The sequence below is a fragment of the Streptomyces sp. NPDC059788 genome, from assembly GCF_042732265.1.
Lineage (GTDB): Bacteria > Actinomycetota > Actinomycetes > Streptomycetales > Streptomycetaceae > Streptomyces.
Genome location: NZ_JBHWHY010000051.1, coordinates 50,360 through 76,197 on the forward strand (window position 1 = coordinate 50,360; position 25,838 = coordinate 76,197).

The 25,838-nt window shown below is 73.8% G+C and carries 22 protein-coding genes; 12 read left to right on the forward strand and 10 right to left on the reverse strand.

Annotated elements, in window-relative coordinates; all coding sequences use genetic code 11:
- Window positions 1-6 precede the first annotated feature (6 nt).
- From ACFV57_RS34255 to ACFV57_RS34270, 4 genes are all read right to left on the reverse strand, one after another.
- Window positions 7-1,035 (reverse strand): cysteine synthase family protein, encoded by a 1,029-nt coding sequence (locus ACFV57_RS34255; RefSeq protein WP_385240216.1) that lies wholly within the window; start codon window positions 1,033-1,035, stop codon window positions 7-9.
- Window positions 1,036-1,115: 80 nt separating this feature from the next.
- Window positions 1,116-2,498 carry a Y4yA family PLP-dependent enzyme gene (locus ACFV57_RS34260; RefSeq protein ID WP_385240218.1) on the reverse strand — a complete coding sequence of 461 codons (1,383 nt, stop codon included), beginning with the start codon at window positions 2,496-2,498 and terminating at the stop codon, window positions 1,116-1,118.
- Complete coding sequence (locus tag ACFV57_RS34265; protein ID WP_385240219.1) at window positions 2,489-3,514, reverse strand: ornithine cyclodeaminase family protein; 1,026 nt, start codon at window positions 3,512-3,514, stop codon at window positions 2,489-2,491. Before ACFV57_RS34265 ends, ACFV57_RS34260 begins: the two co-directional genes overlap by 10 nt.
- Window positions 3,515-3,540: 26 nt before the next feature.
- Window positions 3,541-4,539 carry a TauD/TfdA family dioxygenase gene (locus ACFV57_RS34270; RefSeq protein WP_385240221.1) on the reverse strand — a complete coding sequence of 333 codons (999 nt, stop codon included), beginning with the start codon at window positions 4,537-4,539 and terminating at the stop codon, window positions 3,541-3,543.
- A 330-nt stretch (window positions 4,540-4,869) separates the two neighbouring features.
- On the opposite strand from ACFV57_RS34270, the gene ACFV57_RS34275 reads away from it, so the two are divergent.
- From ACFV57_RS34275 to ACFV57_RS34305, 7 genes are all read left to right on the forward strand, one after another.
- Window positions 4,870-6,411 (forward strand): ABC transporter substrate-binding protein, encoded by a 1,542-nt coding sequence (locus ACFV57_RS34275; protein WP_385240264.1) that lies wholly within the window; start codon window positions 4,870-4,872, stop codon window positions 6,409-6,411.
- Window positions 6,408-7,418: an ABC transporter permease gene (locus ACFV57_RS34280; RefSeq protein ID WP_385240223.1), complete on the forward strand. Its 1,011-nt coding sequence runs from the start codon at window positions 6,408-6,410 to the stop codon at window positions 7,416-7,418. The genes ACFV57_RS34275 and ACFV57_RS34280 overlap by 4 nt, the downstream gene beginning before the upstream one ends.
- Window positions 7,415-8,263, forward strand: coding sequence for an ABC transporter permease (locus ACFV57_RS34285; protein ID WP_385240225.1), 849 nt, complete (start codon window positions 7,415-7,417; stop codon window positions 8,261-8,263). Before ACFV57_RS34280 ends, ACFV57_RS34285 begins: the two co-directional genes overlap by 4 nt.
- Before the next feature lie 47 nt (window positions 8,264-8,310).
- Complete coding sequence (locus ACFV57_RS34290; protein ID WP_385240227.1) at window positions 8,311-9,798, forward strand: ABC transporter ATP-binding protein; 1,488 nt, start codon at window positions 8,311-8,313, stop codon at window positions 9,796-9,798.
- 191 nt (window positions 9,799-9,989) lie between these two features.
- Window positions 9,990-10,436, forward strand: coding sequence for a cyclic nucleotide-binding domain-containing protein (locus ACFV57_RS34295; RefSeq protein WP_385240267.1), 447 nt, complete (start codon window positions 9,990-9,992; stop codon window positions 10,434-10,436).
- A gap of 182 nt (window positions 10,437-10,618) precedes the next feature.
- On the forward strand, window positions 10,619-11,293 hold the full coding sequence (locus ACFV57_RS34300) for a CBS domain-containing protein (protein ID WP_385240229.1): 675 nt from the start codon (window positions 10,619-10,621) through the stop codon (window positions 11,291-11,293).
- Between the two features lie 203 nt (window positions 11,294-11,496).
- Window positions 11,497-13,056 carry an AMP-binding protein gene (locus tag ACFV57_RS34305; RefSeq protein ID WP_385240231.1) on the forward strand — a complete coding sequence of 520 codons (1,560 nt, stop codon included), beginning with the start codon at window positions 11,497-11,499 and terminating at the stop codon, window positions 13,054-13,056.
- Window positions 13,057-13,143: 87 nt separating this feature from the next.
- Here ACFV57_RS34305 and ACFV57_RS34310 read toward each other — a convergent pair whose 3' ends face one another.
- Window positions 13,144-13,956, reverse strand: coding sequence for an alpha/beta fold hydrolase (locus tag ACFV57_RS34310; RefSeq protein ID WP_385240233.1), 813 nt, complete (start codon window positions 13,954-13,956; stop codon window positions 13,144-13,146).
- Window positions 13,957-14,351: 395 nt separating this feature from the next.
- On the opposite strand from ACFV57_RS34310, the gene ACFV57_RS34315 reads away from it, so the two are divergent.
- A complete protein-coding gene (locus ACFV57_RS34315; protein ID WP_385240234.1) occupies window positions 14,352-15,428 on the forward strand; it encodes a glutamate--cysteine ligase in 1,077 nt (358 codons plus the stop codon).
- 134 nt (window positions 15,429-15,562) lie between these two features.
- On the forward strand, window positions 15,563-16,123 hold the full coding sequence (locus ACFV57_RS34320) for a GNAT family N-acetyltransferase (protein ID WP_385240237.1): 561 nt from the start codon (window positions 15,563-15,565) through the stop codon (window positions 16,121-16,123).
- Between the two features lie 38 nt (window positions 16,124-16,161).
- On the opposite strand, the gene ACFV57_RS34325 is transcribed toward ACFV57_RS34320, so the two are convergent.
- On the reverse strand, window positions 16,162-17,121 hold the full coding sequence (locus ACFV57_RS34325) for a D-2-hydroxyacid dehydrogenase family protein (RefSeq protein WP_385240240.1): 960 nt from the start codon (window positions 17,119-17,121) through the stop codon (window positions 16,162-16,164).
- Window positions 17,122-17,382: 261 nt separating this feature from the next.
- On the opposite strand from ACFV57_RS34325, the gene ACFV57_RS34330 reads away from it, so the two are divergent.
- Window positions 17,383-18,006: an RraA family protein gene (locus ACFV57_RS34330; protein ID WP_385240243.1), complete on the forward strand. Its 624-nt coding sequence runs from the start codon at window positions 17,383-17,385 to the stop codon at window positions 18,004-18,006.
- Between the two features lie 8 nt (window positions 18,007-18,014).
- Here ACFV57_RS34330 and ACFV57_RS34335 read toward each other — a convergent pair whose 3' ends face one another.
- The 4 genes from ACFV57_RS34335 to ACFV57_RS34350 are packed head-to-tail and all read right to left on the reverse strand — an operon-like array spanning window position 18,015 to window position 22,509.
- A complete protein-coding gene (locus ACFV57_RS34335; RefSeq protein ID WP_385240246.1) occupies window positions 18,015-18,983 on the reverse strand; it encodes an SAM-dependent methyltransferase in 969 nt (322 codons plus the stop codon).
- On the reverse strand, window positions 18,980-20,224 hold the full coding sequence (locus ACFV57_RS34340; protein ID WP_385240249.1) for a cytochrome P450: 1,245 nt from the start codon (window positions 20,222-20,224) through the stop codon (window positions 18,980-18,982). Before ACFV57_RS34340 ends, ACFV57_RS34335 begins: the two co-directional genes overlap by 4 nt.
- A gap of 42 nt (window positions 20,225-20,266) precedes the next feature.
- Window positions 20,267-20,944 carry a TIGR00730 family Rossman fold protein gene (locus ACFV57_RS34345; RefSeq protein ID WP_385240252.1) on the reverse strand — a complete coding sequence of 226 codons (678 nt, stop codon included), beginning with the start codon at window positions 20,942-20,944 and terminating at the stop codon, window positions 20,267-20,269.
- Window positions 20,941-22,509, reverse strand: coding sequence for an adenylosuccinate synthetase (locus ACFV57_RS34350; protein WP_385240255.1), 1,569 nt, complete (start codon window positions 22,507-22,509; stop codon window positions 20,941-20,943). The genes ACFV57_RS34345 and ACFV57_RS34350 overlap by 4 nt, the downstream gene beginning before the upstream one ends.
- Window positions 22,510-23,190: 681 nt before the next feature.
- Here ACFV57_RS34350 and ACFV57_RS34355 point away from each other — a divergent pair.
- Together ACFV57_RS34355 and ACFV57_RS34360 are read left to right on the forward strand one after the other, a co-directional pair.
- Entirely contained in the window at window positions 23,191-23,637 is a 447-nt protein-coding gene (locus ACFV57_RS34355) for a pyridoxamine 5'-phosphate oxidase family protein (protein WP_385240258.1), read from the forward strand.
- Window positions 23,638-23,728: 91 nt separating this feature from the next.
- Window positions 23,729-25,838: amino acid adenylation domain-containing protein (locus tag ACFV57_RS34360; RefSeq protein WP_385240261.1), on the forward strand; the 2,110-nt coding region annotated here is incomplete at its 3' end.

Genomic DNA, 25,838 nt, shown 5'->3' on the forward strand with positions numbered 1-25,838 from the left:
CGGGGCTCATATCCTGCGGAGTTTGGTGAGCGCTTCGTCGACTTCGCGTTCCAGGCCGCGGTCGAGGAGGGCGCGGGCGTGCATCCAGTCGTCGTTGAAGACGGTGTCCAGGTACTTCTCGCCGCCGTCGTTGACCAGAGCGACCATGGTGGCACCTGGCGGGGCGGTGGGGAGCCGGGCCAGTGCCTCGTGGACGACGCCGCCGGCGGAGCCGCCGATGAGCAGTCCGGTGGCGCGGGCGACGGCGCGGGCGGTGGCGAAGGCTTCGACGTCGCCGACCTTCACGCCCTCGTCGATCAGGTCGAAGTCGACGAGCGCGCCGATCTCGGCGCCTTCGGGCGTGCCGGTGCCGGACTGGTAGTAGTCGTGGGCCGGGCCGCCGAAGGCGATGGAGCCCTTGGGTTCGACGCCGACGGTCCGGCAGCCGGGTACGAGCGTGCGCAGTTCGCGGGCGGTGCCGCAGAGGGCGCCGCCGGTGCCCACCGCGCCGATCAGGGTGTCGATCCGCCCGTCGAGGGCCTGGTGGAGTTCGTGCGCGACGGGGTGGTAGCCGACGCCGTTGCTGGGGTTGTTGTGCTGTTCGGTGAAGACGGTGTTGGCCTGTCCGCGGGCCAGCTCGGCGGCCAGTTCCTCGCGGGCGGCGGTGGCGAGCTCTTCGGTGCCGTCGTCGGCGACGTAGACGAGTTCGGTGCCCAGGGCCTTCATGGCGCGCAGTTTGTCGGTGCAGGCGTGGTGGTCGACGACGGCGGTGAAGGTGTAGCCGCGTTCGGCGGCGATGACCGCCAGGCCCAGGCCGGTGTTGCCGGAGGTGGATTCGACGATGCGCCCGCCGGGCCGCAGGGCGCCGCGCTCCTCGGCGTCCAGGATCATCCGGCGGGCCATCCGGATCTTGGCGGTGCCGGTCGGGTTGAACATCTCCAGCTTGAGCAGCAGCCGGCTGCCCGTCTCGGTGCGGCACAGCTCGAACAGCGGGGTGCAGCCGATGAGATCGGACAGGCGCGAAACTACGGCGGGCCGCGCGAGGGCCTGGTTCACGGGCGTACTCCTGAGCAGAGTAGGGCTGGTCACAGGGGTCGTACGGCGGCGGGGCGACGGGGCGTGGCCGGTCGCGGGCCTCAGCGGGCGGGGTGCCGGTCCAGGCGCCAGCGCGGCCGGGTGCCCAGGCGGTCCACGACGACCTTGGGCGGCAGCGGCAGGTCGTGGAACGGGGACTCGTTGGAGTCCATCTGGTATCCGGCGGTGTTCGGGTAGACCAGCAGGTCGCCGGCCCGGGGCCGGGCGGGGAACGGGATCTTGCGCCAGGTCAGCAGGTCCGACTCCAGGCAGGTCGCGCCGCCGACGCACGCGGGGTGCACCGCGTCGCCGCGGGCCGGCCCGTCCGGGGTGACCAGGTACGGGTCGGGCAGGTACTCGCTGTTGAACCACTGCTCGGACAGGCTGAGGCTGGTGCCGTCGACCGTCAGGACGCGGTAGCCGTCGCGTTCCTTGACGCCCTGGACGCGGAAGACGGACGCGCCTGCGCCGTCCAGCAGGGCTCGGCCGGGCTCCAGCATCAAGAGCGTGCCGGTCTCCTTGAGCCGCCCGGCGAGGCTGGTGCGCCCGCCTTCGGGGACGGTGTCCAGGACGGCGCGCAGGGCGTCGGCTCCGGCGACGGGTGAGTGGTACGGGTAGAAGCCGTCGGCCTCGAACGTCTTGTGCGCGTGGTAGTGCTCGGGGCGCTGCGTGGCGAGGAACGCGTGCCAGTCGCGCGCGCTGCTGTAGTCGACGGCGAAGCCGCCGCCGATGCTGATCCGGTCGGCCCGCAGGCCCGTTTCCCGCGCCCGCAGGCAGTGTTCGACGAGTTCCCCGGCGAGGTCGGCGCGCGGCCGGGTGGCATACCCGGACAGGTGGAAGCTGAAGCCCTCCAGCTGTACGGCGCCCCCGGCGCGTACGCACCGGTCGAGCGCCACGTCCGTCTCGGCGGCCGTCATCCCGAAGCGGCTGTGCGGCTGGGTGGGCGGCAGGCGGCGCAGCAGGAGGCGGGCCGGGCGGGCGGTGCCGGTCAGGGCGAGCGTGATGAGCAGGTCGAGTTCGTCGAGGGCGTCGACGGCGACCAGACAGCCCTGGAGGGCGGCCAGGCGCAGCAGTCCGTCGCTCTTGGCCGGTCCGGTGACGACGATGTGCTCGCCGCGTACGCCGTGTCCGAGGGCTTCGCGCAGTTCCGGGACGCTCGCCACGTCCACGCCCGCTCCGTGGGCGGCGCAGCGTTCCGCCCAGACCGCGGCCTTGTTGGCCTTCTTCGCGTAGTACACGCGCCCTGCCACCCCGGTGTCGTCGAGTGCGGTGCGAAAGGCGGTGAGGTTGGCGTCGAAGCGGTGCGGCACCAGGAAGTGGAAGGGGCCGTCGAAGGCGTAGGACAGTTCGTGCAGCAGGCCGCTGTCCATGATCTGTTCGGTGTCGGGGTCGGTGTGGGCGGGCAGCGTCGGTACGTCCGTGGGGCGCAGGCCGGTCAGCGCCACAGTGCCACCCGCGTTCCCAGGCCCTGGCCGAGGGCGAGTTGGGCGAGGCGGTGGCCGAGGGCGATGTCGGTGACGACCAGGCCGCTGTTGTACGCGAAGATGCGTTCCTGCGCCGCGCCGCGGCCGGGGGCGGTCCCGGCGAGGACGGCCGGGAACTCGGCGTCCACGGCGGGGAAGCGCCCGGCCGCGTCGGCCATGTCGGTGCCGGTGACCTTCATCTGCGCCTCGCTGGTGGCCACGACGCGGTCGGCGCGGTGCAGGGTGGACGGCGCCAGGCCGTGCCCGACGAGGACGGACAGCGCGCCGGGCTTGAGCCAGTCGGCCTCGACGGCCGCCGGGGTGTGGCCGCCCGCGGTCGCCACGAGGACGTCGGCGTCGGCAGCGGCGGCCCGCAGGTCGGTGACGATGTCCAGGTCCCGGTCGGGGAAGTGCGTACGCAACTCCGCGCGGACCGCCGCGATGCCTTCGGGGTGGGTGCCGGACAGCATCAGGCGCTCCAGGTCCGGCAGCGTCGTCAGCAGGAACGGCAGGGCCAGGCGGCCCTGGGTGCCGGTGCCGATGACCAGGGCGCTGCGGGCACCGGGCGGTGCGCACTCGCGGGCCAGCAGGGCGGAGACGGCCGGGGTGCGCAGCGCGCCGACACGGCCGCAGTCCATCATCGCGACGGGCAGGCCGGTGACGTCGTCGTAGAGCGTCAGTGTCGTGTAGTAGTGCTGGTTTCCGCGGTCCTCGCCGAGGCCGTGCTTGTACGAGGTCTTGACGGCGACGACGTCGCGGGAGCCGTCCCGGCCGAGCATCGCGTAGGCGACGGAGTGCCCGTCGCCGGGTTTGACGGTGAGTTTGCGGGGGTTGTCCGAGCCGCCGGCCGCCAGGGTGCGGTAGGCGCCTTCGACGGTGGCCACGACATCGGCGAGGGCGATGTCCAGGCCGGCCAGGTCGCTGGTGGACAGGATGCGCAGGGTCCGGTCGTCGGCGGGTATGGATCGGGTGTCGTCGGCCACGGTGCTGTCGGTCATGTCCGTCCTCGGGGAGCTGCGAACTGTCATCCGGCGTGCGCTTCGATGGCGGCCTGACCGTAACCGTGCTCCGATTCCTCGGCCAGGGAGCGTGTACGGCGCGCGGGGACACGGACCGAGGCACGCTTGAGCCAGCGGTCGGTGCCGTCGTAGCGGGCACTGAAGGGGACCCGGCCGTGTACGACGAGGTCGTTGTCGACGACGAGCACCTCGCCGGGTTCCAGGCGCACGGCGCCCGAGACACGGGCGAGTTCGTCCGTCAGGCGCCGGTAGGCGGCCCGGTGGGCGGGCGGGGCGTCGTCGAGGGGCGTGTAGGCGGGGTCGAAGCGCAGCGTCAGGCCGTCCTCGGAGCGGAAGAGGGTGGCGACGGCGGGCGGCGGGCCGCCGTCGAAGTGCCGCGCCTCGGCGTACGCGGCGTCGGGCAGGATCGGCAGCAGCGGTCGGCTCAGCAGCTCGATGTCGGCGTCGTCGAGCCGTACACGGCGGATGCCGGCCGCCGTGGTGGCGATGCGGTCGGGGTTGCGCATGCAGCTGAGCATCAGCAGGTGGGCGCGGCCGGGGTGGAAGGCGTCCTCGGTGTGCGGGCTGAGCAGCACGGCGCTGCTGGCGCCGGTCTGCCGGGTCTCGTGGCCGGGGGCCGGGACGATGTTGTGCACGAAGCGGCCGTCCTGCTGGCCTTCCCAGGCGATGGGGTTGCCCATGGCGGTGGCGAGCAGCAGCAGGACGACGTCGTGCACGGCGCCGCTGTCGGCGGCGGTGGCCCAGCCCGCGGGGGTGGGGCCGAGTTCGGCGTCGTCGACGTGCAGGCCGCGCAGGACGAACAGGCCGTCGTCGGTGTCGACCGGGCGCAGCTGGTGGCGGGCCGCCGGGGGCAGTGCGGCGGCTGACTCCGCCACGCGGGCGAGGAGTTGTGGTGAGGCGATGGTGGTGCTGCCGGCCGCGGCGAGGATCTTCTCGGCGGTCCGGCGCAGTTCCGTGGCATCGGCGGGGTCGAGCTGGCGGACGGGTGCGGCTCCCGTGGTCATGTCGAGGTAGTCCGTCTCGTTGAGGGTGGGAATCGGGTCCGGTGCGACGCGGTGTGGACCGGCGCGGCGCGCTCGACAGTCCGGACGCGGTGCGGTCCTGGCTGCCGCTCCGTGTCCGGGGTCCGGCGGACAGTAACGACGCTACCCACCCAACTTAGGTAAGGCAAACCTCACTTCTTATGTCGCGCCTGCCCGCCTTCGGGCAACTCCCGCCCGTTAAGGCCCAGTTGACGAGGGGCAATAGGCGCACTCGACGGCGAGCGCCCTTGCGGGGATGGTTGTCATTAGGGTAGGCAACCCTAAGTGACCGACCGACCAAAGCGAGGCAGCGTGGACTTCAAAAGGCGTCAACTGCTGTGGGCCGGAGGGGGCTTGGGAGCGGCGGCGCTGCTCGGGGCGTGCGGCGACGGCAACGGAACGGCACCCGCCGCCGGCGGCTCCCCGCGGCAGGGCGGCACCCTGCGCATCGGCGCCCTGGGCCGCACCTCGGCGATCACCCGCGACCCGCACGGCACCCAGGGAAACGAGAGCGACTACCTCGTCATCGCCCTCGTCCACGACACGCTGACCGCGCCGGGCGGCAAGGAGAACACCGTCGGCCGCCTCGCCTCCGCCTTCACCCCCTCGAAGGACCTCAGGACCTGGCGCTTCACCATCGCCGAGCACGCCGCCTTCCACGACGGGACGCCCGTCACCGCCGAGGACGTGGTCTGGTCGCTGCGCCGCCTGCGCGGCACCCCGTCCGGAGCCGCCCGTCTCCCCGGCGTGACGGCCGGTCACATCACCGCCGACGGCAGGCGCACCGTCGTCCTCGTCTCCGACTACCCCAACGCCGAACTCCCGCTGCTCACCCGGCTGTCGACATTCGTCCTCAAGAAGGACACCCCGGACAAGGAGATACCCAAGGCGCCCGGGACCGGTCCGTTCAAGCTGGACTGGTACCGCGGCGGCAACGCCCGGCTGCTGCGCAACCCGCACTGGCACGGCGGCGCGGTCCACCTCGACGCCGTCGAGGTCACCATGTTCCAGAGCCCGCAGGCGATGGCGAACGCGATGCTCTCCGGTCAGATCGACGTGGCCTCCAACGTCGGCGCGGTCGCCGCCCGAACCGCCAGGGCCCGCAAGGACATCCAGGTCGTGCGGCGTCCCGACGACATGGCCATGCCCATCGTGATGCGCGCCTCCGGCGGCCCGTTCGCCGACCCGAAGGTCCGCGAGGCGATGAAGCGGCTGGTGGACCGCGAGGCGATGGTCGAACAGGTGCTGTCCGGGTACGGGACGGTCGCCAACGACATCCTCGGCACCGGCGACCCCGCCTACGCCGAGGACATCCCGCAGCGCAAACGCGACCTGGCCGGGGCGAAGCGGCTGCTGACCGAAGCGGGGTTCGACTTCTCCCGTACGTACCAGCTCGTCACCACCGAGGACATCGCCGGGCTCGCCGAGTCCGCCACCCTCTTCGCCTCGCAGGCCCGCGAGGCGGGCGTCAAGATCGAGGTGGTCAAGCAGGAGTCCGGCGCCTTCTACCAGAAGACCTGGCTCAAGGGCGACTTCTACACCAACTACTGGGGCACCAACGACTCGGTGGTCTTCTTCGCCTCCAAGACCCTGACCACCGGGGCCGGGCAGAACGAGGCCGGCTGGTCCGACAAGGCCTTCGACGCCGCGTACCGCAAGGTGATGGGCACCGCCGACCGTACGGCCCGCACCGCCGCCCTGCACGGCCTCCAGCGCATCGAACACGACCGGTCCGGCTACCTGCTGTGGGGCATGGCGGACGGCATCGACCTGGCCGCGCCGAAGGTGCACGGCCTGCCCAGGCTGCCCGGCTACGGGCGCGTCCAGCTCGAAAACGTCTGGCTCGCCCCGTGACGGAGACCGGCACCCGGACCGCCGAGGCGGCCACCCGGCCCGTGCGGGAACCGGCCGCGCGCCGCGCCGCAGCCCTCGCCGCGCGGGCGGCGGCCGTCCTGGCGAAACGCGCGCTCGTGCTGGTCGTGCTGCTCGCGCTCGTCTTCGCCGCGATCGAACTGCTGCCGGGCGACGCGGCCACGGCCACGTCCGAGCGCGGCGAGGGCGCCGCCGGTGTCGCCGCGCGCCGCCACCTGCTCGGCCTGGACCGGCCGGTGTGGGAGCGCTTCTGGGACTGGATCACCGCGCTGCCCACCGGCGACCTCGGCACCTCGGCCCGCGGCGAACGCGTCGCCGACCTGCTCGCCGCGCCGCTGCCCAACACCGTCCTGCTGGGCGGCACCGCCTTCGTGCTGACCGTGCTCGCCGCGCTCGCCCTGGGCAGCTGGGCCGCCGCGCGCCCGAAGGGCCTCCTGGACCGGATCGTGGACCTCACCTCCACCGCCGCCTTCGCGCTGCCCGAATTCGTGGTCGCCGTCGCCCTGTTGCTGGTGCTGTCGCTGTGGACGGGCTGGCTTCCCGCCGCCACCGTCACCGGCGCCGACGGCTCCCCCGCCGGCTGGACCATGCTGGTCATGCCGGTACTGGCCCTGACCGTTCCGCAGACCGGCTGGAACACCCGGATCGTCCGCGCCGCGCTCGCCGACCAGGCCGCGACGCCACACGTGGAAGCGGCCCGCCTGGACGGCCTGCCGACCCGGCAGGTGCTGCTCCGGCACGCGCTGCCGGGCGCCTGGCCCGCCATCGCCACCGGCGTCGCCACCTCCACCGGCATGCTGCTCGGCGGCACCGTCGTCGTCGAGACCCTCTTCAACTACCCCGGTATCGGAACCGTGCTGGCCGGAGCGGTCGCCGACCGCGACACCCCGGTCATCGCGGCCGTCGTCGCCTGCTCGGCCGCCCTGATCACCGGCGTCCTGCTGCTGGCCGACCTGGTACGCGCCCGCACCCTGGGAGCCCGCGCATGAGCGCCACCACGGCACCCGCCCGGCCGGGCACCCGCCGCCCGTCGCCGCGCGTCCTCGCCCCCGTCGTCCCCGCCGCGCTGCTGGTCCTGGTGGCGCTGGCGGGCCCGCTGCTGGCCGCGCACCCGGTCGACAAGCCGGTCACCGCCCCGTACGGCGAGGCGGGCACGGGCGGCGCCGCGCTGGGCGGGGACCAGCTCGGCCGCGACGTGCTCAGCCGCCTCCTGCACGGCGGGAGCGCGCTGATCGGGAGCGCACTCGTGGTGGCCGTCGTGGTCACCTTCCTGGCGACCCTGCTCGGCTGCTACGCCGTCCTCAGCCCACGGCTCGGGCGGCTGGTCGAACGCGCCGCGGACACCGCCATCCTCCTCCCGCCGGTGCTCGGCATCATGCTGCTCGCCCTGGCCTGGCCCGGCGGCGGCCGCCCCGCGATCACCGTGGCCGCCGTCGTCCTGGGGACCCCGTACGCGGTACGGATCGTCGCCGGCGCGGCGGCCCCGGTCGCCGCCACCGGATTCGTCGAAGCGGCCGTCGCGAGCGGCGAACGCCCGGCGTACCTGGCACTGCGCGAGATCCTGCCCAACCTGCGCGCCACCGTCCTCGCCCTGTTCGGCCTGCGCTTCGTCGACGCGGTCTACGTCATCGCCATGGCCGGCTTCCTCCAGCTCGGGCCCCGGCCGCCGGAGGCCGACTGGGCCCTGATGGTCCGCGAGAACGGCCCCGGCATCCTCCTCAACCCGTGGGCGGTCCTCGCGCCCGGCCTGGCCATCGGCCTGCTCGCCATCGGCGTCAACCTCGCCGCCAACGCCCTGGCCCCCGCCACCGCCCGCAGGGCCGCCCTGCGATGACTCCCGGCCGCCCCGCGCCAGCGCGCACGCCCCCACAGGACTCCGCCTTGACCGACTCCCCCTCCCCCGTCACGGTCACCGACCTCGAAATCCGCCTCGCCACCGGGCCCGTACTGCTGCGCCGCACCAGCCTCGGGCTGCGCGGCGGCCGGATCACCGCGCTCACCGGCCCGTCCGGCTCCGGCAAGACGACGCTGCTGCGCGCCGTGATCGGCGAGCTGCCGGGCGGCGCCCGCGTCGCCTCCGGCAGCATCGACGTGCTCGGCCAGGACGTGTTCGCCCTGCCGCCCCGCGCACTGCGCGACCTGCGCCGCCGGGACGTCGCCCTCGTCGGCCAGGACCCCGGCTCCGCCCTCGATCCCCGTATGACGGCCCGCCGTCTGATCGCCGAACTGGCCGCGGACCGCACGCCTGAGGCCGTCGCGCGGGTCATGGCCGAGTGCCACCTGCCCGCCGTGCTCGCCCACCACCGCCCCGGCGCTCTGTCCGGCGGCCAGCAGCGACGGCTCGCGCTGGCCCGCGCACTCGCCCGCCGCCCCCGGGTACTGCTGCTGGACGAGCCCACCGCCGGACTCGACGCCGCCCTGCGGGACGACATCACCGCGCTCCTGCGCCGGCTCGCCACCGAGCACGGCCTCGCCGTCATCATGGCCAGTCACGATCCGTACGCCGTCGAGTCCTGCGCCGATTCGGTGATCGTCCTGGACGCCGGAGCGCCTCCCCGCACCCCCGCCGGAACGGCCCCGCGCACCCCCGCGGAACCCACTTCGCACACGCCCGCCCCCGAAACCGCATCCGCCCCGGCCCCCGCACCACCCCCCGAAGGCCTGCGCGCCGTGAATCTGCACGTGGCCTTCACCCACCGGGGCCACACCCACCAGGCCCTGGAGGGCGCCGACTTGCACCTGCCCGCCGGTTGCGCCACCGGCCTCGTCGGCCCGTCCGGATGCGGCAAGACCACCCTGCTGCGCACGCTCGCCGGACTCCAGATCCCCCAGGCCGGAACCCTCACCTGGAACGGCCGGCCGCTGCCCGCGAACGCCCGCAGCCGCAGCCGCGACCAGCAGCGGCGCATCCAGTTCGTCCCGCAGAACCCGCTCGGCGCCCTCAACCCCGCGCGCACCATCGGCGCCACCCTCACCCGCCCGCTCCGCCTCCACCGGGTCGTCACCGCCCCCGGGATGCCCGCCCGGGTCGGCGCCCTCCTCGACGCCGTCGGCCTTCCCGGCGACTTCGCCCACCGCTACCCCCACGAACTCTCCGGCGGCCAGCGCCAGCGCGCCTCCATAGCCCGTGCCCTCGCCACCGAACCCGACCTGCTGCTGTGCGACGAGGTCACCTCCGCCCTCGACCCGGCGACCGCCGCCGCGGTCCTGAACCTGCTCACCCGTCTGCGCACGGAACGCGGGCTGGCCCTCGTCCTCGTCAGCCACGAACCGGACCTGGTCGCCGCCCACACCGACACCGTCCACCTCCTGCGAAGCGGGCGCGTCGGGCGGCCGACGCCCCGCCACGAAGGCGCCGCGTCGGCGTGAAACGGGCCGGACGCCGGGCTGTTCGGCCCGGTGGAAGGGCTGTTCGGCCCATCCCGCCGGGCACTTGGGGCGGCGGACCATGAAGGCATGGGAACCCCGGCCCCGGGGAGGCGCCGGTGCCCGGCGGCCTGCCTGGGACGGCCGCGGGGCGCCGGTGCCGCGCAGGAAGCGGAGGTGGAGCGGTGAGGACGATGACCGGACGGCTCGGTGCGCTGCCGGCGGAACACCGCGCGCGGCTGATGGCACGGGCACGGGAGGTCTCCTTCCCGGCCGGGACGAGGATCTTCGAGGAGGACCGGAAGGCCGACCGCTTCTGGATCGTCCGTACCGGCACGGTGCAGCTCGACATCCGGGTACCGGGCCGCCGGGCCGCGGTGGTCGAGACCCTGCAGCCGGGCGACCTGCTGGGCTGGTCGTGGCTGTTCCCGCCGTACAGCCGGCACCTGGGCGCGGAGGCCCTGAGCCCGGTACGGGCCTGGGAGTTCGACGCCGCGGACATCCGGGCGCTGTGCCACGAGGACCCCGCGCTGGGGCACGCGCTGGTGCTCATGTACGCCGAGGTGATCGGGGACCGGCTGCGGTGCAGCCGTACCCGGCTGCTCGACCTGTACGGGCCGTACGGGAGCGGGGTGCGCTGAACCACCTGTGTCCGGGCCCCGGCCGGGCGCCCGGGGCCCGGACACAGGTACCTGCCGCCGGGGCCGCCGGATCCTCCTCACACCGCCGGCCCCGGCTCCGGCCCCGAGGAGGACGGGTGTGTGGTGCACGGGCCCACGATGCACAACCCTGGGGACAGGAGCCCGCGCTGAAGGAGTCCGTGATGCAGGAGCCCGTGACGCAAGGGAACAGCCCCCGCACCGTCGGCGACGTGATGACCCGCACCGTGATCAGCATCGGCCGCGCCGCCCCGTTCAAGGAGATCGTCCGCACGATGGAGCAGTGGAAGATCAGCGCCCTGCCCGTCGTCGAGGGCGAGGGACGGGTGGTCGGTGTGGTGTCCGAGGCCGATCTGCTGCCCAAGGAGGAGTTCCGGGACCACACCCCCTCGCGCATCGAGCAGATGCGCGTACTGGACGCGCTGATCAAGTCCGGTGGTGTCACGGCCGACGAGCTGATGACGGCGCCCGCCGTCACCGTGCACGCGGACGCCACCCTCGCGCAGGCCGCGCGCACCATGGCCTGGTACCGCATCAAACGGATGCCGGTGGTGGACGACGTCGGCCGCCTCGAAGGCGTCGTCAGCCGCAGCGACCTGCTCAAGGTCTTCCTCCGCGAGGACGAGGACATCGCGGAGGAGGTCCGGCGCACGGTCGTCGGCCAGCTCTTCGCGTCCCGGCGGCACCAGCTCACTGTCGAGGTGTCCCAGGGCATCGTGACCCTCGCCGGCACCATCGCCGACACCTCGCTCATCCCGGTGGCGGCCCGCCTGGCCAGGGCGGTCGAAGGCGTGGTCGACGTCGACATGCAACTACGGGGCGGCGGCAGCCACCCCTGACGCACGGGGGGGTGCGGACGGCGGTGGCCGCCCGCCCCCTTCTTGCGCCGCGCTCGACTCCGTACGCGGCATACGCAAGCATGACGCGCCAGACACTTTTCAGACATCACGCGTTGTTCATCGGCGCGACACCTTCATACGGCAACCAGTTGTTAGCTTACCGAGAAGTAGTAATCGCCTACATAAGTAGGGAGACATACTTCATGACCGCGAACGACACCGCCGTGGAAGCGAATTCCCCGCCGCGCGAATTCCGCACCTATGTCGAATCCCTGCTCGACGTGCTGGCAAAGAATCCGGACCGCCCCGTCGTCACCACGGCGGACGGCCGGCAGGTCACCGGCGGAGAATTCCGCGACAGCGTGTACCGCATCGCGCGGGAGCTGTCCGGCCGGGGCGTCGGGCGCGGCAGCACCGTGTCCCTGCTCTCCGGGAACCGGCCGGAAGCCCTCACCGCGCGCTACGCCGCCAACCTGCTCGGCGCCCGTGCCGTCTTCCTCTACCAGGGCATGGCTCCCGAGACGCTCGCGCACATCGCGGAGAGCGTGGACACCGGACTGCTGCTGGTCGACCCGGACCTGCCGGACGCCGCCGAAAGCCTCCTGGCCCACACCCGGCCCCCGTACGTCCTCTCCTTCGGCCCCGGCCCGCACGGCCAGGACCTGCTGTCGCGCGCCGCACGGCACGAACCGCTCCCCGTACGGAGCGCGGCCCGCCCCGAGGACGACTGGTGCATCCGCCACACGGGCGGAACCACCGGCGTCCCCAAGGGCGTCCGCATGCCCCACGGCCCCTACGAGGACATGCTCGCCTTCGGCTCCGTCGGCGCCGGGGAACCGCCCCGCTTCCTGGCCTGCACCACCCTCGCCCACGTCGCCGGCAACATCGCCGACGCCACCCTGCTGGCCGGCGGCTCCGTCGTCCTCCAGCACTCCTTCGACCCCGGCGCCGTGCTCGCCGCCGTCGCGCGCGAGCGGATCACCCACCTGTGGCTGCTGCCCCCGCTGATCTACCGCCTGCTCGACCACCCCGGCCTGGCCGCCGCCGACCTGTCCAGCGTCCGCCGGATCACCTACGGCGGCTGCGCCGCCTCGCCCACCCGGCTGCGGCAGGCGCACGAGGCCTTCGGCGCGGTCCTGTTCGGCGGCTACGGCCAGTCCGAGGCCGGCCACATCACCGTCATCGGCCCGGACGAGCACGCGAAGCTGCCCGAGGACGGGCAGGCCACGGTCGGCCGCGTGATCCCCGGCGTCGAGGTCGCGATCCACGACGAGCACGGCGGCCCCGTACCCGTCGGGTCGGTGGGCGAGATCCGGGTGCGCTCGGGCCAGGCCATGACCGGCTACTGGAAGCAGCCCGAACTCACCGCCGAGGTGCTGCGCGACGGGTGGGTGCACACCGGGGACCTGGGCTATCTCGACCACGAGGGCTACCTCTACCTCGTCGACCGGCTCAAGGACATGATCATCGTGGTGGGCGGCCACGTCTACACCGGCGAGCTGGAGGACCTGCTGCTCACCCACCCGGACGTCGCCCACTGCGCGGCGTTCGGCGTGCGCCGCGCGGACGCGGGTGAAGAGGTGCACGTCGCGGTCGTCCCCGCGCCGGAACGCCCCCTCGACCTCGGTCGCCTGCGGGAGTTCGTCACCCGGCACAAGGGCGCGATGTACGCGCCCGCCGGGCTGCACCTGGTCACGAAGATCCCGCTGACTCCCGTGGGCAAACCCGACAAGAAGCGCATCCGGGCCGCGCTCGGCGCGTGACCGGGCCGCGCGGGGCCGCGCCGGTCCCGGCCGCCTCCGGTTCGGCCGCCGGGACCGGAAGCCGCCCGCAACCGGGCGCCGTCCTCCTCAGCGCCCCCGCCCCGCGAGAAAGCCGGTGATCGCCGAATTCACCGCGTCGGGCTTTTCCAGATAGCCGAAATGCCCGCACCCGGATATTTCCGTGTAGGCGGCGCCGGGAATGCACTCGGCCACTTCCCTGGACAGGTTCGGGCGCACGATCCGGTCGTCCCCGAATCCGATGACCAGGCACGGGCACCGGATGTTCCGGTACGCGGCCCGCCGGTCCGGTATCACCTGGAGCCCCAGTTGCCCGCGCGCCGCGGCGAGGCCGGCCGACGCCGTCATCTCGAACACGTCCAGCCAGCCCTGGAGCCGCTCCGGATCGCCGAGCGTGTCCCCCGACAGGTACTGCAGTGCCTGGACGTAGGCCGCGTACCGGGGCGGGAGCGCGGCCCCGCTGTCGCACAGGTCGATCTCGGCCTCCGCCATGGCGCGGACCAGCGTGTCCGCCCGGCCGATGGACGCCATCAGCACGGCCCGGCCGACCAGCCCGGGCCGCGCCACGAGGAGTTCCTGCACGACGACCGAGCCCAGCGAGAAGCCCACGACGTGACAGGGGCCCGGACTGACGTGGGCGATGAGTCCGGCGAGGTCCGTCGCCATGTCGTCGAGGGTGAAGCACTGCCCGGGGTGGTCGTTCGGCGGGATGCCCCGGTTGTCGAACGTGATCACCCGGTATCCGGCCGCGGTCAGCGCGGGCACCTGGTGCGCACGCCACACCCGCCCGGGCGCACCGGTCCCGGTGACCATCACCACCGGCTCCCCCGTGCCGTACTCCTCGTACGCGAGACTGACTCCGTTGGTCCGCACCACCGGCATGGGCCCGCCCCTTTGTCCGCCTGCGCCCCGTACGCCACCGGCCGCCGCGGCACCGCTGCCGCCGCCCGCCGGAGCACGGGACATCCCGCGCACCCACCATCAGACCAGATCCCGTCCCGACGCACCGATGTCCAACCGGTCGCGCACCGGCACTTGGACGCAGCGGCCCCACCCGCCCCGGCGGCACCGCCGGAAGGCGACATGCCGACCGCCGGCGGACGGGCCGCGGGCAGGTGCGTGCCCGCGGTGCGGCGGTCCGCACTGCCCCGTTTCCCCGCCCTCATCACGCCACTTGGTGGCTGCCCGCCCCCTTGTGCCGTGCCGCGCGAGCGTTTCCTATGACAGCAGGCCCAAAAAGCCGTCCTGCTGACGTCGCCGTCGAGAGAGGCTGTCGTATGCGGAGCGTGGGTGTGGAAGAAGAACTCCTCCTGGTGGACCCCAGCTCGGGAGAGCCGCGAGCTGCCTCCGGGACCGTGCTGGCCTCGACCCCTGACGACTCCACCCTGGAGAAGGAGCTGCACCGCGAGCAGCTGGAGATCGCCACCCGGCCCAGGACGCTGATCGAGGACCTGGCCGCGGAGGTCTGGCGCTGGCGCGGTGAGGCGGCGCACCGGGCCCGCCGGGCCGGTACGGAACTGGTGGCCCTGGCCACCTCTCCGCTGCCGGTCGTGCCGTCGCTCAGTGTCGACGAGCGCTACCAGCGGCTGGAGGAGGAGTTCGGCCGGACCGCGCAGGAACAGCTGGCCTGCGGCTGCCACATCCACGTGTCCGTCGACTCGGACGACGAGGGCGTGGCCGTGCTCGACCGCATCCGCCCGTGGCTGCCGACGCTGCTGGCGCTGAGCGCCAACTCACCCTTCTGGCAGGGCACGGACACCCGGTACAGCAGCTACCGGAGCCGGGTGTGGGGCCGTTGGCCGTCCTCCGGCCCGGTGGAGCCCTTCGGGTCGGCGGAGAACTACCACCGGCGGGTACAGGAGATGCTCGCCACCGGGACCCTGATCGACGAGGGCATGATCTACTTCGACGCCCGGCTGTCGCGCCACTACCCCACCGTCGAGATCAGAGTGGCCGACGTCTGCCTGCAGTCCGACGACACGGTGCTGCTCGCCGCCCTGACCCGCGGGCTGGTGGAGACGGCCGCCCGCGCGTGGCGCGCGGGCGAGCCGCCGGACCCGGCCGGGATCGGCCTGCTGCGGCTCGCGACCTGGCGGGCCGGCCGGTCCGGGCTGTCCGGCCGCCTGGTCCATCCGCTCACCTGGACCCCGGCGCCCGCCGAAGCCGTGGTACGTGCCCTGCTCGACCACGTCAGCGAGGCACTGGAGGACACCGGTGACCTCGGATTCGCGAAGGAGCGTCTCGACACGCTGATGGGACGCGGCAACGGGGCGCGCATCCAGCGCGAGGAACTGCACCGTACGGGCGACCTGCGGTCGGTCGTCGAGGAGTGCGTACGGCGCACGACGCTGTGAGCGCGGGGGCCGGGAGGCGTCCCGTCCGGCCGGCCACTGAGAGCGGGCAAGGCCTCGGAAAGGGCAGGAGGCCGCGACACCGCTGTGCGATGATCTCGTCCTCATACGCGCGGTGCGGGCGACGGAGGGCCACGATGTACGCGATACCCCTGGGCGACGACGGCGCGGAGCTGCGCCCCCTGGAGCCCTGGCAGGCCGAGGAGTTCCTGGCGCACATCGACCGGGGGCGGGAGTTCATCGGGCAGTACAACGGGCTGCCGGACGTCGTGACGGACGTGGCGTCGTGCCGGGCGTTCCTCCGTACGTACGCGGAGAAGGCCGCCGCCGACACGGGCCGCATGTGCGGCATCCGGGCCGACGGCGCCCTGGTCGGCGCGGTCTTCTTCCGGACCATGGACGTCGCGCAGGGCACGGCCGAGGCGGGCTGCTGGCTGGAGCCGTCCGCGGCGGGCCGGGGGCTGGTGACCAGGGGCGTGCGGGCGCTCATCGACTGGGCGGTGGAGGAACGCGGAATCCACCGCGTGGAGTGGTGGGTGGCGTCGGAGAACGCGCCCAGCATCGCGGTGGCCCGGCGGCTGGGGATGACGAAGGACGGCGTGTCCCGCGAGAGCTACCTGTACCGCGGCAAGCGGCACGACATGGAGATCTGGTCGGTCCTGGCGCCGGAGTGGCGGGCTGCCCGGCGGGCGTCGTAGGCGGAGGGCCCGGCGGGCACCCGGTTCCACGGCGCGTGTCAGCCGAGCCGGCGCACCGGTGAGCCCGCCAGGTACGCCTGGATGTCCTCGACGGCCTGACCGTAGTACGTGCGGTAGTTGTCCCGGGACACGTAGCCGAGGTGGGGTGTGGCCAGCAGCCGGGGCGCCGTACGCATCGGATGGCCGGCGGGCAGCGGCTCGGTGTCGAAGACGTCGACGCCCGCGCCGGCGATCCGGCCCTCGTGCAGCGCCGCCAGCAGGGCGTCCTGGTCGACGATGGCCGCCCGGGACGTGTTGACCAGGTACGCGGTCGGCTTGAGCAGGGCCAGTTCGGGCGCGCCGAGCAGCCCCCGGGTACGGTCGCCGAGCCCCAGGTGGACCGAGACGAAGTCGCTGGTGGCGAGCAGTTCCTCCAGACTCGCGGCCAGGCCGGTGCCGACCTCGTCGGTGCGTTCCTCGGTGAGATTCCGGCTCCAGGCCACCACGTCCATCCCGAAGGCCTTACCGACCTGGGCCACCCGGCTGCCGATCTTTCCGAGGCCGAGCAGGCCGAGGCGCCGGCCGTGCAGGTCGGCGCCGACCGTGGACTGCCACGGCCCGCCGTCGCGCAACGCGTTGCTCTCGCTCACCACGCCCCGCGCGAGGCCCAGGAGCAGCGCCCAGGTCAGTTCGACGGGCGGGGTGGAAGCGCTCGCCGTACCGCACACGGTCACCCCGTGTTCCGCCGCCGCGGCGAAATCGATCACGGAGTTGCGCATCCCGGAGGCGACGAGCAGCCGGAGCCGGGGCAGCCGGGCGAACAGGGAGGCCGGGAAGGGCACCCGCTCGCGCAGGGTGACGACGATGTCGAACCCGGCCAGCGCGGCGGCGAGTTCGTCCTCGGTGGCGAAGTGCCGGGTGAAGGCGGTGACCGTCACCCGGTCCTGGACGGGGCTCCAGTCGGCGGCCGTGGTGGCGATGTCCTGGAAGTCGTCGAGCACGGCGCAGCGCAGGTGCATGGCAGTCGTCTCCGTAGGTGCGGTACGTGGTGGCGCCCGGCCCCGGGAGCACGCGGCACGGTGATCACTCTACGGCGGGCGGGCACACATGGGAACGGGTGACCGATCGGTGCCGTACGGCCGCGGCGGACGGCCCGGTGGAGGGCAACGGCTCCCGGGCGGTGCGGCGTTCGGGAGCCGGGGCCGACGGTGGGGGACGGAGACGACGGTCACACCCGGCGCTCCTGGTGGAACCCGGTCCGGCCCCGGTAGAACGGGATCATGACTGACATTCCAGGCTTCACCGGTGTCCCTTCCACCACCCTCGCCGACCTCCTGGGGCGCGAACAGGTCATGGACGCCGGTATCCGCCCGTTGTGGTCCCCGGTTCCGCGCGTCGCGGGGCCGGCCTTCACCGTGCGGTGTCCGCCGGGTGACAACCTCATGCTGCACGCGGCCGTCCACCGCGCGGAGCCCGGTGCGGTCATCGTCGTGGAGTCGGGCGACATGGATTACGCACTGGCCGGAGGCAACGTCTGCGCCGTCGCGCGGCGCCGCGGGGTCGCGGCGATCGTGGCCGACGGGCTGATCCGGGACCTCGCCGAGGTACGGGAGGCCGGCTTTCCCGTGTTCGCGCGCGGCGTCATCCCCATTCCGGGGGCCAAGGCGGCCGTCGCGCCGCTCAACGGCCCCGTGCGGTGCGGTGGCGTGACCGTACGCGCCGGCGACATCGTGGTGGCCGACGAGGAAGGCGTCGTGGTCACGCCCGGGGACCGCCGGGAGCAGGTCCTCGACGACGCCGTCCAGAAGCTGGCGAAGGAGGCGGACGAGACCCTCGACGCCTGGGAGGCGGCCCACCGCGCCCGTATCGACAAGATCCTGAACGAGCAGGGGTTCACGGGCTGACCGGCGCTTCAGGGAGGCGGGGTCCGGGCGCCCGCGACCTCCTCCCCGACGCGCCGGAAGGAGAGGTGGGCCACGGAGAGCCCGCCCGCCGCGAACTGCTCGCGTTCCAGGCGCAGGCACCGGCGGGTCTGCTCGGCCATCGACGCCCCCCAGCGGGCGTCGATGGCCGCGCGGGCGGCCTGGGCCCGCGCGATCCAGACGTCCAGCGTCCGGACCCAGTCCTGGCGGTGGGTCCGCACCGACCGCGGTTCCCACAGGCCGTCGGCCGCGGCCAGGACGTTCGGCAGGGCGGGCGGCGATCCGGGCGGCTCCCCCGCCCCTTCCAGCGACTGGCTGCCCTCCTTGGCCTGTTCCGCGTCCATCCCCCGCGGGCCCGTGATCACCACTTCCAGGGCGAGTCCCGCGCCCGCCCTGGTCCACCGGTGCGTACGGCGGAAGAAGTCGCGCAGCGCGCGCACCTCGGCCTCCGGTTCCGGCGCCCACACACCGGCGAGGTGCTCGATCATGCTGATGCTGACCACCGCGTCGAAGAGGTGGTGCGGCCGGAAGTCCGCGTAGTCCAGGCAGTCCACGCTGACGCGGGAAGTTCCGCGGCTGCGGATCTCACGGCAGTGGGGAGCGCTGGACTCGATGCCGTGGGCGGACCGTACACCCTCGTGCCCGACGAGATGTTCGAGCATCCCGCCGAAGCCGCAGCCGATGTCCAGGACGTCCATTCCGGGCCGTACACCGGCCAGTCGGGCGATGGTGCGCAGTTTGCGTTCCTGGGCGCGCTCCAGATCGTCGTGTTCCGCCGCCGTACGGTCCTCGCGGCCGGGCGCGGAGTCCGTGCCCGGGTCCGGTTCGCCGGGGGCCTCCCACAGCGCACAGCTGATCGTGGGCCTGCTGTCGGCCCAGGTCCGGAAGTATTCGGCGTCCACCTCGATGCCGTCCTCGGGGTTCTCGTGCCCGGTCGCCCCGGCCTGTGGGGAGGTCATCGTCCGCCTCTTCCGTCGGTGCCGGACACGGGTCCGGCGGGCGCGCCGTCGGCCGTCCAGCGGACCGGTACCGAGACCGGCAGCGTGACGGCGTAATAGCGGTGCCATTCGATCTCGTCGGCGGGCACGGCCAGACGCAGGTCGGTGGTCCGTCCCAGCAGGACACGCAGCGTCTCGGCGGCCTGCATACGGGCGACCGGGCCGCCCGGACAGCGGTGCCGGCCGTCGCTGAACCGCAGGTGCGGGCCGGGCGGCCGGTCGATGTCCAGGCGGTGCGGGTCGGGGAAGACCCGTGGGTCGTAGTTGGCCGCGTCGGTGGACACCAGGACGAGGTCGCCCTCCCGTACGAGGACGCCGTAGAACAGCACGTCCTCGCGGGCGTTGCGGGGCAGCGCGTCGCCGAGGAAGACCGTCCAGCGCAGCAGTTCGTCGACCGCCCGCGGCAGCAGCGCGGGGTCGGCCCGCAGCCGGTCCAGCACCTCCGGGTGGCGCATCAGCCCCACGGTCGCCGCGCCGAGGAAGGTGGCCGGGTTGCCGAACTGGGAGATGAGGAGGAAGACGAACAGGTCGGCGACCTCCTCCTCGCTCAGCGCGCCGGACGCGTCGCTGAGGGCGATGAGCCGGCCCAGCAGGCCGTCGCCGTCCGTCCGCAGCGCCGGAAGCCGCTCCAGCATCCATTCCTGGGCCAGGGCCCAGCTCGCGGGCACCACGAGCTGGCTGTCCGGCCCCGTACGGAAGATCTGGAAGAGCGTGTCGTTGTCCGGGCAGCCCGCCGGGTCCAGGCCCAGGAGCTCCATGGTGAGCGCGCGGGAGAGCGGCATGATGAACCCGTCGGCCAGGTCGCCCGGTTGCTCCCCGGCCAGGAAGGTGCCGAGGAGACCGGCGGCGATCTCCTGTACGCGCGTCGGCGTCAGGTACTCCTGGTGGGGACCCACGCCCCGGAAGAGTTCCTGGAGGAGCCCGGCGTTCTCGCAGTGGGTGCGGACGTCGGTGACCGACAGCGGCGGGATGAGCGGGTCCTGCCGGGGCATCCACGGGTCGGAGGTCAGGGTGAGGCTGAAGCGGCGGTCCCGGAGCACCGAGCGGACCTGCTCGTGGCCGGTGACCAGCCAGGCGTCGGTGCCGGTGTTGGTGCGTACGCGCCGGATCGGGCGGTGTGCCGCCGACTCGGCCAGTTCGGGTGCGAGCAGGTCGCCCCGGAAGGAGAAGGGGTAACGAGCGGGTCTTTCGTCGTCCGGCATGGGTGCTGCTCCTTGTCTCGGTCCGGAGGGGGCTGCGGTGCGTCAGGTCTGCGGCGGGCCGATCACCGGAGGTTCCGCGGGCGGTACGGGTGGCAGCGCGGCCAGGCGCAGCGCGTCGTCCACGGACTTGGCGTGCCGGACGAGCTGCCGGTCGGCGTCGGAGAGGAACCCTTCGTCGCGGGCGTGGTCCAGCATCCGGCTGAGCGGGCTGAAGAAGCCGCCGTCGTCCAGCAGCACGATGCGCTTGTGGTGCAGGCGCAGCTGGGCCCACGCGGTGATCTCGAAGAGTTCCTCCAGGGTGCCGTAGCCGCCGGGGAGGGCGAGGAAGGCGTCGCTCAGGGAGTGCATCAGGGCCTTGCGTTCGTGCATCGAGCCGACGATCCGCAGCTCGGTCAGGTCGTGCCGCCCGTACTCCCGGTCCATCAGGGCCTGCGGGATCACGCCGGTGATGCTGCCGCCCCCGGCGAGGACCGCGTCCGACAGTGCGCCCATGACGCCGACGCCGCCCGCGCCGTAGACCACGCGGACACCGCGCCGGGCGCACGTCTGCCCCAGCCGGGCGGCGAGTTGGACATGCGCGGGCCGGACGCCCGCACTGGCGCCGCAGAACACGCACAAGGTCCCCAGGGCGCGACCGGCGGGGCCGGGGCCGGGAGCGTGATCAGGGCCGGGATCGTGCCCGGAGTCGGGCCGGCGGCCGGAATCGGTGTTCGGTGTCACGGGTTCGTCCTCTTCTCTCGTCCGGTACCGACCGCCCGCAGCAGTCCCGCCGCCGCGGGCGCGGGCAGCAGGCCGGCCAGGCGTGCGGCGGGGTCGACGAGCAGGTCCCGGTCGGCCGGGCCGATGCCGGCCGCGGCCACCTCGACGCCCAGGAAGTCGGCGACGTAGCGCAGGAAGCCGAGGGCTTCGGGCGGGAGCTGGTCGTAGCGGGTCAGGCCGCGCGTGCGGCGGCGCCAGCCGGGCAGCCAGCAGTACAGCGGGCGGCAGCGCTCCAGGTAGGCGTGGTCAGGTTCGAACTCGCCGTACTCCCCGTCGGGCAGCTGGTAGCCCACGCACACCCCGATCCGTTCGAAGCCGTCCAGGATGTCCAGCTTGGTCAGCACCACGCTCGTGTAGCGGTTGAAGCCCGCCGCCCACCGTGCGTGCGCGAGGTCCAGCCAGCCGCAGCGCCGGGACCGGCCGGTGGTGGTGCCGAACTCCTCTCCGGTCCGGCGCAGACGGTCGCCGAGCTCCCCGGCGTCCTCCGTGACGAAGGGGCCGTTGCCGACCATGGTCTGGTACGCCTTGAGCACGCCGATCCGGTGGCTGACCAGCGAACCGTCCAGACCGGTGCCGCTGGTGACGGAGTAGAAGGCGGTGGGCGAGGTCGTCACGTACGGGTACGTGCCGTGCTCCACGTCGAGCACCGGCCCCTGGGCGCCCTCCAGCAGGACCGAATACCCGCCGTCGGCGGCGGCGTTGAGCAGGGCCACGGTGTCCGCGGACCGGGACAGCAGCGGGTCCCGGTAGGCCGCCAGCCAGTCCAGGTCGGCGTCGACGCGGCCGGACGGCAGACCGAAGAAGCGCACGTTCTGCTCGATCCGGCGCCGCAGCAGGTCCGGGTCCCGCAGGTCGCGGACCCGGATGCCGATGCGGTTGGCCTTGCTGACATTGGCCGGGCCGATGCCGCGCCGGGTGGTGCCGATCACGTCCGAGCAGCGCCCGCCGCCGCTCTCCTGACGGCCGTCGACGAGCCGGTGCAGCGGCAGCACGAGGTGGGCCCGGTCGCTGACCACCAGCCGCCGGCGCAGCGCCGGTACGTGCGGGGCGAACGACGCGATCTCCTCGGCGAGGGTCTGCGGGTTGACCAGGACGCCGTTGGCGATGACACCCAGCACGCCGGGGTGGCGCAGGCCGGACGGCAGCAGATGGTTCTTGAGGGTGTGTTCCTCGCCCTCCGCGCTCCTGAAGACCGTGGTGTGCCCGGCGTTGTCGCCGCCCTGGACGCGGACGGCGACCTGGTGGGCGGGCGCCAGCCGGTCCGTCATGGCGCCCTTGCCGCCGTCGCCCTGCTGGAGGTCTCCCACCCAGGTGATGTGCTGCCGGGGCGGCGGCGGGCCCGCCGTGCGCGCCAGCTGGTCCAGCAGGGTGGCGCGCCGCGCCTGCCGCGACGTGCCGAGTGCGGGCCACAGGGCACGCGGGTCGCGGGACGGCGCACGCTCGTCCGCGTCGTCGCGGGGCGGGGCGGGGCGGCCGATCGACGGCGGGCCCGGACACGGTGGTGCCGTCGTCTCCTCATCAGGCATACGGGTCTCCACGGGGCAGTACGGGGTGGGGGTGCGAGGGGTTCGGGAGGGGGACGGCGGAACCGGCGCCGCGATGCCCGGGGGCCGCGATCCGCGTACAGGAGCCGAATCCGCGGTCCGGGTCCGGGTCAGCGGCACGGCCCGGGGCCGGGGTCCAGGGCCGGGGGCCGGAACCGGATGCCGTTGCGGGCGGGCCCGGATGCGTCGCCGGTCGGCTCCCGGAGACCCGCTGTCGGTGTGCCCTCCGCAGAGTGGACACGTTCGCCACGATTTCTGCGCATCCGGGCCCGCCCGCAAACCCGTTGTCGGGACCGCGTCACCCCCGCCGCGGGGCGCACGGCGGCGCGGCCGGTGGTACAGCGCTCACAGCAGGCTCACATTTGCTCATCAAAACGTTCCGCATCATCCGCACGAGTGAACAGCAGCCCCGTATCGATGGGTAACTGCCTAGTGCACCCGCTTTTTCTCCGGGTGGCATGGAAGTCACGGCGGCACGCGCGTCCGGCCCCGCTCCGCCGTGCCGTGCATGAACCGGGCGCGCGGGCCGGACGCGCGGGGCCGGGCCGGCCCTTCGGCGGCGCCCCGCCGGACGCACCGGCCCGGATGCCCGCTCCAGCCCCTCTCCCGACCCTCCCCCGCGCTGCTCCCGCGTTCCCCCGCACCCGATGGAGTTGATCAGGCATGTCCCTAGCGATGAGTGTGGCCGACCGTGAGGCGTTTCTCGCCGGCGCCCACGTGGCCGTCCTGGGCGTCGGCACACCGGACGGGTCACCGCTGCTGGTGCCCGTCTGGTACGCCTACCGGCCGGGCGGCGAGATCGTCGTCCTCACCGGCCGGGAGTCCGTCAAGGCCCGGTACGTCCGCGCGGCGGGCCGGTTCGGCATCTGCGTGCAGCGGGAGACCGCGCCGTACCAGTACGTCAGCGTCGAGGGCCCGGTGACCGCCTTCGAGGACCGGGTGGACGCGGCCGAGCGGGCGGCGCTGGCCCACCGGTACCTGCCGCTGGAGACCGCCTGCGCCTACCTGGCCGCCACGGCCGACCAGCTCACCACCGACGTGACCGTACGGATGCGGCCCGAGCGGTGGCGCACCGCCGACTTCGCCCCCTTCGCCGCCGACTTCAGCTGACCCGGGCCGCCCGGTTCCGCCGGAACCGTCCACCCGGGACCCCACCCGCCCCGGCTTCCCGGGCACTTCGACCGTTCCGAGGTACTTGACCATGCTGCGACCCACCCAGACGGCCGGCCGGACGGACCGGCCCGCACCCTGGAACGACACGACGACGCCCTATCCGCGCGACCGCTGCCTGCACGAACTGTTCGAGGAGCGGGCGCTGGCCGCCCCCGGGGCACCCGCCGTCCGGCATGGCGACCGCACCCTGGCCTACGGCGAGTTGAGCCGGCACTCCGACGCCCTCGCCCGGCGGCTGCTGACCGCCGGGGTCCGGCCCGGCAGCACCGTGGGGGTGCTGGGCGGCCGGTGCCCCGAGGCGCTGGTGGCCTTCCTGGCCGTCGTGAAGTGCGGTGCGGCGTACGTGCCGTTGGACGACGCCTACCCGCCCGCGCGGCTGCGCGCCATGGCGGAGGAGGCCGAGGTACGGGTCGCCGTCGCCCTGCCGGGCAGTACGAGCCGCATGCGCAGGCTGCGCGCCTGTATCGAGGGCGACCTCACCGCGGCGGCTTTGGAGGCCGGTGCGGACGGCCCGGCCGGGCATCCCGCGCTGCCGGAGGCCGCCGCCTCCCCGGAGGACTGCGCCTACGTGATGTTCACCTCCGGCTCGACCGGCCGCCCCAAACCGGTGGCGGTCCCGCACCGTGGCGTGGTGCGCCTGGCGTCCTCCGGCTCCTGGCTGGCGCCCCCCGTGCCCGGGGAGCGGGTGCTGCACGCGTACAGCTGCTCCTCCGACGCCTCGACGATCGAGATCTGGACGGCGCTGCTGTCCGGGGCCTGTCTCGTCATCGCGGAGCGGGAGCAATTGCTGTCCGTGGACGCGCTGGAGCGGCTGCTGCGCGAGGAGGACGTGGCGGTGGCCTTCCTGACCACGGGAGTGCTGCACCACGTGGCCCGCAACCGGCCGGCGGCGCTGCGGAGTCTGCGGTTCGTCTCGGCGGGCGGCGAGGCGCTCGACGCCCGGCTGTGCCGCCGGGTGCTGGCGGCCTGCCCGGGGATCACGCTCGTCAACTTCTACGGGCCCACCGAGAACAGCGTCGTCTCCAGCGCGTACGTCGTACGTGACCTGCCCGCCGACGCGGACACCGTGCCCATCGGGCGGCCCTTTCCCAACTCGGCCTGCCACGTGCTGCGCGACGACGGCACGCCCGCCGGTCCGGACGAGGAGGGCGAACTGCTCGTCGGGGGCGACGGCATCGCCATCGGGTACCTCAACGACCCGGACCTGACCGCCGAGCGTTTCGTCGACGACCCCTTCGACCCGCGCCCCGGCGGGCGCCTCTACCGTACGGGCGACCGCGCCCGGCGGCGGCCGGACGGCACCCTGGAGTACCGGGGGCGCCGTGACCGGCAGGTCAAACTGCGCGGCTTCCGCGTGGAGCTGGACGAGATCGAGACGCGGCTGCGCTCGCACGAGGCCGTCGCGGAGGCCGTCGTCGAGATCGACGGGGACGGGACGCACGCCCGGCCGGTGGCCTTCGTGACGCCGGCACACCCCGGCGCACGGGTCCCGGTCGAGCAGGTGCGCGCGTACGTGGCGTCCTGGCTGCCGGCGCCCGCCGTACCGGCGCGCATCCACGTCCTGGACCGCTTCCCCGTCACCGGCGCGGGCAAGGTCGACCGCCGTGCCCTGCTCGCCCGGACAGCGGTGCCCGCCGCCCGTGACGGGGGCCGCCCGCCCGGTGCCGGGCCCGGCGGGCCGCGGCAGGACGCCGGTCCGTACACGGCCGGTGGCTCCGGGCAAACGGATGCAATCGGAAACGGCGACGCGAACGCAAACGGGCAATGTCACTTGAGCGGAACGGGTGCCGAACCCGATACCGGGGCGGAGGCCGTGACGACCGCGGATACCGGGGCGACCGCGGAGGCCGGGAGCGCCCCGGCCGGGGCCGGCTCCGGTCTGCTGGACGTGCTCGCCGACATCTGGGAGCAGGTCCTGCGCGTCCGCCCCACGCCCGCCGACAGCTTCTTCGACCTCGGCGGCGACTCGCTGCTCACCGCCGAGGTGACCACCAGGACGATGACCGCGCTGCGCATGGACGCGGCGCACGGCACCTCCCTCGTCCGCGGCCTGCTGCGGACGCCGACGCTCGGCGCGTACGCGGCGGCGGTGGACCGGGCGCTGCGGGCCGGCCGCGCCGGTCGGCGGGCCGGCCGGG

Bases quoted from the DNA above. Each gene is read 5' to 3' on its own strand.
- ACFV57_RS34265 (WP_385240219.1), bottom strand. From the start codon at position 3,514: ATGACCGACAGCACCGTGGCCGACGACACCCGATCCATACCCGCCGAC.
- ACFV57_RS34270 (WP_385240221.1), bottom strand. From the start codon at position 4,539: ATGACCACGGGAGCCGCACCCGTCCGCCAGCTCGACCCCGCCGATGCC.
- ACFV57_RS34285 (WP_385240225.1), top strand. From the start codon at position 7,415: ATGAGCGCCACCACGGCACCCGCCCGGCCGGGCACCCGCCGCCCGTCG.
- ACFV57_RS34295 (WP_385240267.1), top strand. From the start codon at position 9,990: ATGACCGGACGGCTCGGTGCGCTGCCGGCGGAACACCGCGCGCGGCTG.
- ACFV57_RS34300 (WP_385240229.1), top strand. From the start codon at position 10,619: ATGCAGGAGCCCGTGACGCAAGGGAACAGCCCCCGCACCGTCGGCGAC.
- ACFV57_RS34305 (WP_385240231.1), top strand. From the start codon at position 11,497: ATGACCGCGAACGACACCGCCGTGGAAGCGAATTCCCCGCCGCGCGAA.
- ACFV57_RS34310 (WP_385240233.1), bottom strand. From the start codon at position 13,956: ATGCCGGTGGTGCGGACCAACGGAGTCAGTCTCGCGTACGAGGAGTAC.
- ACFV57_RS34315 (WP_385240234.1), top strand. From the start codon at position 14,352: ATGCGGAGCGTGGGTGTGGAAGAAGAACTCCTCCTGGTGGACCCCAGC.
- ACFV57_RS34320 (WP_385240237.1), top strand. From the start codon at position 15,563: ATGTACGCGATACCCCTGGGCGACGACGGCGCGGAGCTGCGCCCCCTG.
- ACFV57_RS34325 (WP_385240240.1), bottom strand. From the start codon at position 17,121: ATGCACCTGCGCTGCGCCGTGCTCGACGACTTCCAGGACATCGCCACC.
- ACFV57_RS34330 (WP_385240243.1), top strand. From the start codon at position 17,383: ATGACTGACATTCCAGGCTTCACCGGTGTCCCTTCCACCACCCTCGCC.
- ACFV57_RS34335 (WP_385240246.1), bottom strand. From the start codon at position 18,983: ATGACCTCCCCACAGGCCGGGGCGACCGGGCACGAGAACCCCGAGGAC.
- ACFV57_RS34340 (WP_385240249.1), bottom strand. From the start codon at position 20,224: ATGCCGGACGACGAAAGACCCGCTCGTTACCCCTTCTCCTTCCGGGGC.
- ACFV57_RS34350 (WP_385240255.1), bottom strand. From the start codon at position 22,509: ATGCCTGATGAGGAGACGACGGCACCACCGTGTCCGGGCCCGCCGTCG.
- ACFV57_RS34355 (WP_385240258.1), top strand. From the start codon at position 23,191: ATGTCCCTAGCGATGAGTGTGGCCGACCGTGAGGCGTTTCTCGCCGGC.